Origin of the sequence: Clostridium sp. UBA5119 (assembly GCF_002414285.1) — a bacterium.
In the GTDB taxonomy this organism is placed as follows: Bacteria; Bacillota; Clostridia; order Clostridiales; family Clostridiaceae; genus Clostridium_J; species Clostridium_J sulfidigenes.
The window spans coordinates 1-5,704 of the sequence record NZ_DHYX01000033.1; the positions used below are offsets into that span (position 1 = coordinate 1).

The following is a 5,704-nucleotide window of genomic DNA, read 5'->3' on the forward strand; positions in this document are numbered from 1 at the left end:
TCATTTTAACTGTTTATATTGGGTTGTGTCCATAAAAGTATACTAGCACTACTATATAACTATATAACTAGTTAACTAGTTGTTCTCCCCATGCGGTCTTCGAGATTTTTCACATTTAAGATATAAAAAATAATATAAAAATGTATAGTAAGCTTGACATCAAATGTAAAGTTTACTATACTTAAATTGTAAAGTATACTATACATTTAAATTCTAATATTTATTATAAATAATATTAATAGAACAGGATGTGATAAGTTGAAAAATAGAATCCAAGAACTACGAAAAGAAAAACGCGTTACGCAAAGTGAACTTGCTGATGCTGTAGATGTTACTAGACAAACAATTATCTCTTTAGAAAATGGGAAGTATAACGCTTCATTGGTGTTGTCCCATAAAATTGCTCAATATTTTGAAATGAATATTGAAGATATCTTTATTTTTGATTTAGAGGAGGAAAATTTATGTTATTAAAAGCCATTATATCTAATGCAACAACGGATAAGGACTATAAAAAAGTACTAAAGAAAAGAATTTCTTTACTTTACATTGTGATTATTCTAGGAGTAGCTACTCTAGCTATTAGCTTTATATTCTCTGTTGGAAAATATAATTACCTACCTGATTTTTTAAGTGGATTTTATACAGGAATTGGTGCTTCATTAATTACAATAGGTTTAATATTTATCATTAAGATAAAAAAACTTTTAAAAGATGAAAAGAAATTAAAAGAAAAAAGATTAGAAGAACAAGATGAAAGAAATCAATTGATCACACAAAAATCTTTGTACTCTGCTGCTATTATAATAAATATTCTTGCATATATCGGTTTGATGATATCTGGAATTTTTAACCTTGCTGTATTCTGGACTCTATGGACTGTCCTTATTATATTTATGGTTATATTTGTTATCTTACAAGTATACTACAGCAAAAAACTTTAGTTGAATTTTATAAGCAAAAGACCCGTGAAATTTCACGGGTCTTATTTTATCTATTTGCTTTTTCTTCTATTTTTTTAGCTAGGTCATGAGCCATTTTGTCTATCTCTTCTTGATTTTCACCTTCTAGCATTACTCTTACTAGTGGTTCTGTGCCTGAAGGTCTAATTAATACTCTACCGCAACCTGCCATTTTATCTTCCATTGCTTTTATATCTGCCATGATTTCTTCATCTTTTTCATGGATGTCCTTCATGTTGTTTGGCACCTTAGCATTTACTAATACTTGTGGTAATTCCTTCATTGTTGCTGAAAGTTCACTTAAAGGCTTTCCAGTACTCTTTACTGTCTCTGCAAGTTGAATACCTGAAACTAAACCATCTCCTGTGGTATTGAAATCTAAGAATATAACGTGACCTGATTGCTCTCCTCCAATAGAATAGCCCTCTTTAGCCATCTCTTCTAATACATATCTATCCCCAACTTTAGTACTAACAGTCTTAATTCCAGCTTCTTTTAAAGCTATGTGAAGTCCAAGGTTACTCATAACAGTTACAACAACTGTATCATGGTTTAATTTACCTATAGACTTAAGGTGTTTAGCCGCTATTACCATCATGAAATCTCCATTTACAAGATTTCCTTTTTCATCTACTGCTAAGCATCTATCTGCATCTCCATCAAAAGCTAATCCTAAGTTACATCTATTTTCAACAACAAATTTCATTAGATCCTCAGGATGAGTTGATCCACAATCCTTATTTATGTTGATTCCATCTGGATCACTATTAATGATAAAAACTTCTGCTCCTAGTTCTTTTAATGCTTTTACTGATGTTTTATAAGCTGCACCATTGGCACAGTCAACAGCAATTTTCATACCACTTAAATCGCCATCAATAGTAGATTTAGCAAATTCTACATAGTCATTTATAGCATCTTCTCCTATGTATTTTCTACCTAACATTCCTCCTGTAGGAATATGGATTCCTTCAAAATCACTTTCTATTAACTTTTGAATTTTATCCTCTAATTCATCACTTAATTTAAATCCATCTTTATTAAAAAACTTAATACCATTATATTCAACAGGATTATGTGATGCAGATATTACAACCCCTGCTTCCGCCTTATACTTTTTTGTTAAATATGCAACGGCTGGAGTTGGAACTACTCCTAAGCAAAGAGCTTCTGCTCCTACTGATAATATCCCTGCAACTAAAGCTGATTCAAGCATATCTCCAGATATTCTTGTATCCATTCCTACGATTATTCTAGGTTTGCTAGTGCACTGAGTTAAAACTAATGCTCCAGCTTTTCCAAGTTTATATGCAAGGTCTACAGTTAATTCCTTATTAGCAATTCCTCTTACTCCATCAGTTCCAAACATTCTACTCATATATAAATCTTCTCCTCTTAGTATGATTTTTTATCTTCAATAATCTTATTTTTTCTATTAAGTTTACATTACTATGTGAAATTCTCATTACAACATACAGGTTAATTATAATACAAATTATGTATCATAACAATAACAGTTTACCATTATACATTCTATACGAATAAAAGCAACACAAAAACTGTGTTGCTTTTATTATATTATTCTTATCTCATATTAACTTTCTAATACAATACCATTTGTTTTCTCTATAAGCTCTTCTACAGTACCATCACCGCTTTCATACTCCATTAATTCTTTACTTCCTTTAACAAAAACCAAAGCTATAGTGAATATAAATGATATTCCTAGAAGAAATAATACTGCTACTCTTATAGGTAAAAATTCACCTAAGACTCCACCAACTAAAGCTCCTATTGGCTGTAACCCTCCACTTATTGTACTCATTAATGCTCCAATCTTGCCTCTCTTATCTGATGGTACTACAAGCATTATTGCAGAATTAAATATAGTATTAAAGACTACATTACATAAAAAGGATATAAATGCTATAGGTATCATTACATAAAAATTTTCCACTATAAATACAAAAGGTAATGTTCCAAGACATATCAATGCACCAAATTTATAAATTTTAAATTTCTGATTCTTTTTTATATTAATTATTGATAAAAGTCCACTACCTATTAACATTCCCATAGGAATCACTGCCATAAAAAATCCGTACCTTTCTTCACCTAGGAAGGGCATAGTTTTAAAATATGGGAGTATTAATATAAATGCAGCATTAGCAAACAGATTTAGTAATGATGCAAGTAAGAATAAGTTTCTTAATGCCTTAAAGTTCCAAAGGAATCTAAATCCTTCTTTAAAATCATCTACAAAAGTAATTTTTTCATCTTTTTTCTCTCTTTTAGGTTCAGTTATAAACATCTCTGTAAAAGCTGAAATTAAATAAGATATACCATTAGCTAAAAACATGTATGGAGCACCTATAGCAATATATATAATTCCACCAACAGCACTCCCTATCATATCCATACCAGATGTTGCAAGACTTGTAACTGAATTAGCTTTTACAAATTTAGACTCATGAACTAATTCTGGTTTTATAGAACTTACTGCTGGACCAAAGAAAGCAGAACATAATCCACTAATTATCCCAACTGCAAACACCATCCATATCTGTATAAATCCAAATATACCTGCAATACCTACGAAAGTAACAACTACACCTCTTATGAAATCTGTTATAACTATAATATTTCTTCTATTCCACTTATCTACAAAAACTCCTGCAAAAGGTCCTAAAACTATTCTTGGTAGCATTGTAAGCGCACTTAGTAGCCCCATGAGTCCAGTAGATCCAGTAATATCTAGTATCCAAAAGTTTAATGCCATCATATATAATATGTCTCCAAGCATAGACACTAGTTGTCCTTGCCAAAGCAAGAAAAAATTCTTATTCCATAACCTTATATTTTCTCCATGATTTTTTAATTTATCCTCCATGATTTCCCCCTCATTGTAAAGTACATTTACTTTTAATTGCTTATATCTTTACAGATTCTTTAACTATTCCATTACCTTCTATAATAAGTTCCCCTGAATATTCAACTTTGTTAATTACTGAACCTTTTCCTATGGTAACATTTTTGCCTCTTACTATATCTACCTTAGAATTTTTAAGTAATATGTCATCTCCTTCTATACATTCACATTGAAGACTTCCTTTATTTCTAAATGAATTAGAAAATAGTGAACCTATTATTCCATTCCTTGATATACTTTCTGTTACTGCTACAAATCTTCCACCTATTTCTTTAATATTATGGTTTCCTGACATGGTAATGTATATCTCATCACCATTTATTAGTCCATTACTGTTTATATCCCCACTTATAGTTATTTTTTCTCCTTCTATGCCATCCTTTACAGTTATATCTCCAGATATGACTATATCGACTCCAGTAATTTTACCCCCACATTCTATATCTCCTGAAGCTTCTATATTATCTGCTTTCAGGTTTCCTCCCATATCCGCATCTCCACTTAAATGAAACAGACCACTGCAATATAGATTACTTTTTACATCTATATCCCCACTTATTTTAAGAGTTCCACAATCCACTCTTCCATCAACATTTACATCTCCACTTACCTTTAATTCTCCTTTTACAGATAAGTTTTCATGGATATCTACATCGCCACTAACCCTTAAAGTTCCACATTGCAGGTTACTTTTTATGTCCACATCTCCACTTACCTTAAACAAGTCTTCACAGTATACATTTCCTTTTAATTCTGCATCTCCACTAACATTGATAGTTCTGCAATTAACATCCCCTTTTATAGTTCCATCTCCGCTTATTTTTATATCTCTATAATTTCCACCTTCTGATATCCAGTCATCATTTATTTTTAAATCATTACAATTGTCGTAATTCATTTTTACACCCCATTTTTATACTATTAATTATTAACTATAGCGTTAATCTCATTTTAAGATTTTCTATAGTATTTTTAATGTTTATTTCTCCTATGATCTTGCTACCATCATCCACAATTATTTTTTCTCTGTATGCTACTACACAAATCCCGATTCCTAATCTTCTTATGATATATAGTGTTCCATCCTTTTCTTCTATATTTTTATATTCCTTATTAATAAGCTTTAGTATAACTTCTATTTCACTAATGGTTAACTTTCCTAAGTCAAATTCCCTTTGAAGAATATCCATGAGTAAGACATCTTTAAAATTGTATTCTTCCTTTTCTCTAAATATATCCTTATATATAGGAAACGTTTCTTCTCTTATAATTTCCTTTTCTATAAGATACTCTTCACTTACATCGTCTACCTTAGGTTTGTTAGTAAACATAACTGCTAAATCATCTAAAGGCATATCATCCTTAAGATCTATAATTTTATTTATTCTATTTATTATCTTTTCCCTAGGGAAAAATGTTTCTTGACCTGTATAACTTGATTTTTTTATAAACCACTCCTCTGGAATAAGTTCTTTTCTCTTCCATCTATACAGTTGTCCGTAAGATATTCCCGTCATATCTAATATTTCTTTTTTAGAAATTAACTCTTCTTCCACTTTATTTCCTCCTCTTTTTTAGTTTAGTTTTTAGCTCTATTTAAACTTTTTATCTTTAGTAATTAAAATATTATAAAATCTATAGTTTCATTTCCTCTTCAATAACAGATTCTGAATTTAGTTTTTCAAGACTCTCACTGTATTCTATTCTTTTAATCTTACACCCCTCTCCTATGGTAATCTTTCCTCCACGAACCACATCTGCTATGGTGTTTTCCAAATAAATTTCATCAGCTTCAATAGTTCTAATAGTTAAA

General features: G+C 30.3%; 6 protein-coding genes. 2 read left to right on the forward strand and 4 right to left on the reverse strand.

All coding sequences use genetic code 11. The annotated features are described in order from the left end of the window. The first annotated feature begins 258 nt into the window (after nucleotides 1–258). Nucleotides 259–474 carry a helix-turn-helix transcriptional regulator gene (locus tag B2671_RS04185; protein ID WP_346869290.1) on the forward strand — a complete coding sequence of 72 codons (216 nt, stop codon included), beginning with the start codon at nucleotides 259–261 and terminating at the stop codon, nucleotides 472–474. After that, the gene (locus tag B2671_RS04190; RefSeq protein WP_346869291.1) at nucleotides 465–944 is read left to right on the forward strand and encodes a hypothetical protein; all 480 of its coding nucleotides are present in this window, start codon (nucleotides 465–467) and stop codon (nucleotides 942–944) included. Before B2671_RS04185 ends, B2671_RS04190 begins: the two co-directional genes overlap by 10 nt. A gap of 46 nt (nucleotides 945–990) precedes the next feature. On the opposite strand, the gene glmM is transcribed toward B2671_RS04190, so the two are convergent. From glmM to B2671_RS04210, 4 genes are all read right to left on the reverse strand, one after another. Next, nucleotides 991–2,340, reverse strand: a complete 1,350-nt coding sequence (gene glmM, locus B2671_RS04195) for a phosphoglucosamine mutase (RefSeq protein WP_346869292.1) — start codon at nucleotides 2,338–2,340, stop codon at nucleotides 991–993. Nucleotides 2,341–2,556: 216 nt separating this feature from the next. Further along, nucleotides 2,557–3,852, reverse strand: a complete 1,296-nt coding sequence (locus tag B2671_RS04200) for an MFS transporter (protein WP_346869293.1) — start codon at nucleotides 3,850–3,852, stop codon at nucleotides 2,557–2,559. A 40-nt stretch (nucleotides 3,853–3,892) separates the two neighbouring features. Beyond that, nucleotides 3,893–4,789, reverse strand: coding sequence for a polymer-forming cytoskeletal protein (locus B2671_RS04205; RefSeq protein WP_346869294.1), 897 nt, complete (start codon nucleotides 4,787–4,789; stop codon nucleotides 3,893–3,895). A 34-nt stretch (nucleotides 4,790–4,823) separates the two neighbouring features. Continuing rightward, nucleotides 4,824–5,447 carry a DUF4004 family protein gene (locus B2671_RS04210; RefSeq protein WP_346869295.1) on the reverse strand — a complete coding sequence of 208 codons (624 nt, stop codon included), beginning with the start codon at nucleotides 5,445–5,447 and terminating at the stop codon, nucleotides 4,824–4,826. Nucleotides 5,448–5,704: the final 257 nt, after the last annotated feature.